Source organism: Pigmentiphaga sp., assembly GCF_019689535.1.
Classification (GTDB): Bacteria; Pseudomonadota; Gammaproteobacteria; order Burkholderiales; family Burkholderiaceae_B; genus Pigmentiphaga.
This window is the reverse complement of sequence record NZ_JADGHH010000304.1, coordinates 1-2,871: the sequence shown is the minus strand read 5'-3', so window position 1 is coordinate 2,871 and position 2,871 is coordinate 1. Positions and strand designations below refer to the sequence as shown.

At 63.1% G+C, this 2,871-nt stretch carries 2 protein-coding genes and 1 pseudogene; all 3 read right to left on the bottom strand.

Annotated features, from left to right (window positions below; translation table 11 throughout):
• Positions 1 to 2,149: bifunctional (p)ppGpp synthetase/guanosine-3',5'-bis(diphosphate) 3'-pyrophosphohydrolase (locus IRZ12_RS17030; RefSeq protein ID WP_296471120.1), on the bottom strand; the 2,149-nt coding region annotated here is incomplete at its 3' end.
• 93 nt (positions 2,150 to 2,242) lie between these two features.
• Entirely contained in the window at positions 2,243 to 2,446 is a 204-nt protein-coding gene (gene rpoZ / locus IRZ12_RS17025; protein WP_087779272.1) for a DNA-directed RNA polymerase subunit omega, read from the bottom strand.
• 37 nt (positions 2,447 to 2,483) lie between these two features.
• A pseudogene (locus tag IRZ12_RS17020) lies at positions 2,484 to 2,871 on the bottom strand (guanylate kinase); the annotation flags it as partial.

Sequence of the window (2,871 nt, the reverse complement as noted above, 5' to 3'; positions counted from 1 at the left end):
CGGCCACGGTGGACGAGGCTTCGTCCTGCATGGATACGTGCGTGATGTTGGCGTCGGCGGCGGAAATCTCGGCTGCCACGCGTCCCAGGACCCCGCGCTCCTGGCGCAGCACCACGTCGATGCGCACGTTGAAATGGCGCGAAGTCTGGTCGTCCCAAGCCACGTCCAGCCAGCGCTCGGGCTCGCGGGCACGTTGGCGCCGGGCGTTCGGGCAGTCCTCGGTGTGAACGACCAGTCCATGCCCCATGCGGACATAGGCGACGATGGCGTCCCCGGGGATGGGCGTACAGCAAGGCGCCAGCTGCACGGCAAGGCCCTCGTTCCCCTGGATGCGGATGGGGGTGGCGGAACCTTGTTCGGCGTACCGATCTACTTGTTCGGCCGTGGTCGAAATCGGATCGCCTTCAGGCATGAAGCGCCGGGCCACCACGGCGGCCAGCCGCTTGCCCAACCCAATGTCGGCCAGGATCTCTTCGCGCGAACGGGCGCCGCTGCCACGCGCGAGCTTGTCCCAGATCGGGTCCGAAGCGTCGGGCATGGACATGTTCATCGACTTCAGCGCCTGCGCCAGCAGCCGCTCCCCGAAGGCGACCGATTCTTCGTACTTGACGGTGCGCAGATAGTGGCGGATTTCAGAGCGCGCCTTGCCCGTACGTACGAAGTTGAGCCACTGGGCGTTCGGGCGGGAGTTCTCGGAAGTAATGATTTCGACGGAGTCGCCGCTCTTGAGCTCGGTGCGCAGTGGCACGAATTCGCTGTTGACCTTGGCGGCCACCGTCTGGTTGCCGACATCGGTGTGGATGCTGTAGGCGAAATCGATGGGCGTGGCGCCGCGGGGAAGCGAGATGATCTTGCCGCGGGGCGTGAAGACGTAGACGGCGTCGGGAAAGAGGTCGACCTTGACGTGTTCCAGGAACTCGTTGCTGTCGCCGGTCTGCCTCTGGATGTCGAGCAGCGACTGGAGCCACTGGTGCGTGCGTTTCTGAAGGTCGTTCAGGTTGACGTCGGCCGTCTTGTAAAGCCAATGCGCCGCTACGCCGCTTTCGGCCACCTGGTTCATGTCGCGCGTGCGGATCTGGAACTCCACGGGGGTGCCGTAGGGGCCCACTAGCGTCGTATGCAGCGACTGATAGCCGTTGACCTTGGGTATGGCGATGTAGTCCTTGAACTTGCCCGGTACCGGCCGGTACAGCTGATGCAGGGCGCCAAGGGCCAGATAGCACTCTGGCTGCGTATTGACCACGATCCGGAATCCATAGACATCGAGCACCTCGGAGAACGACTTCTTCTGGTCGACCATCTTGGTGTAGATGCCGTACAGGTTTTTTTCCCGGCCGTTGACTTCGGCCTCGATCCCGGCCGCGGGGAGGGCGGCGCGAACGGCTTCCTGGATCTTGTTTACCAGTTCGCGCCGATTACCGCGCGCCGCCAGCACCGCCTTGCGCAGCACCTGATACCGGCGCGGGTACATCGCTTCGAAGCAGAGCTCCTGCAATTCGCGATAGATGATGTTCAGGCCCAGGCGGTGGGCGATGGGCGAGTAGATCTCGAGGGTTTCCCGCGCGATGCGACGGCGCTTCTCCGGGCTGACCGCGCCCAGCGTGCGCATGTTGTGCAGCCGGTCTGCCAGCTTGATCAAGATGACCCGCACGTCGCGCGCCATCGCCAGCAGCATTTTGCGGAAACTTTCAGCCTGCTGCTCGGCCTTGCTGGCGAATTCGAGGCGATCCAGTTTGGAGAGGCCGTCGACCAGGTCGGCGACTTCGGCGCTGAAGCGTTCGATCAATTCCTGCTTGGTGACGCCCTGGTCTTCCATGACGTCGTGCAGCAGGGCCGCCATCAACGCGGGCGCGTCAAGCTTCCATGCCGCGCAGATCTCAGTGACTGCAATGGGGTGGGAGATGTAGGGTTCTCCGCTGGCGCGGAACTGGCCCAAGTGGGCCTGATCCGAAAAGCGGTAGGCTTCGCGGACCCGCCGGACATCTTCCGGGCTCAGGTATTGGGAAATCGTCTCTGCCAGGGGGGCGAAGGATACCCCGGCCGAAGTGGGCACCGGGTTGGCGTCGAAGTCGTGCGCCTGCGTGTCGGTCGTTGCGGGCGGTGTTCCTGGATGCGTCTCGGAACGGGTGGTAGAGACTGGAAATCCCATGGTCGCCTCAGAGGGAGCAGGGCGGCGTGGGCCGGCCTGCTCTAGGCGCTGCCGGCCCCAGTGCCGGCAGCGAGACCTGTCTGGTCTCGGGTATCAGGTGGGGACCTTTTTCAGCATTTCCAGCCCGGTCAGCCCGGCGGCCACCTCACGCAGTGCCGTGACGGTGGGTTTGTCCTTCGTGTCCAGCTTGGGCGCGTGGCCTTGGGCCAGTTGACGCGCGCGGTAGGTAGCCACAAGGGTCAGCTTGAACCGGTTGGGAATTTGCTTCAAGCAGTCTTCGACGGTAATACGTGCCATAAGTGTCCTTGAGCGCTATGCGTAACTGGATACGATATCAAAACGACTTAGCAGGCGTTTGCGGAATGCCCAACTGGGAAAATAAGTCGGCATGCCGCGCCGCCTGGGAACGAAAACGCAGCCTGGCGGCGGTAACGATGGTCGTCAGGTCTGCCAAGGCTGCGCTAAAGTCTTGATTAATAATAACATATTCGAATTCCGGGGCATGGGCGAACTCGCCTCCCGCTGCCAGCAGCCGGCGGGCAATGACATGCGGTTCGTCCTGTCCGCGTTGCTTCAGGCGCAATTCCAATGCTTCGATGGAAGGCGGCAGGATGAAAATGCCGATCGCCTCGGGGAACTTGGAGCGAACCTGGCGCGCGCCCTGCCAGTCGATTTCCAGCAAGACGTCGTGCCCGGCTTCGGTTTCGCGCTCGATCCAGTCC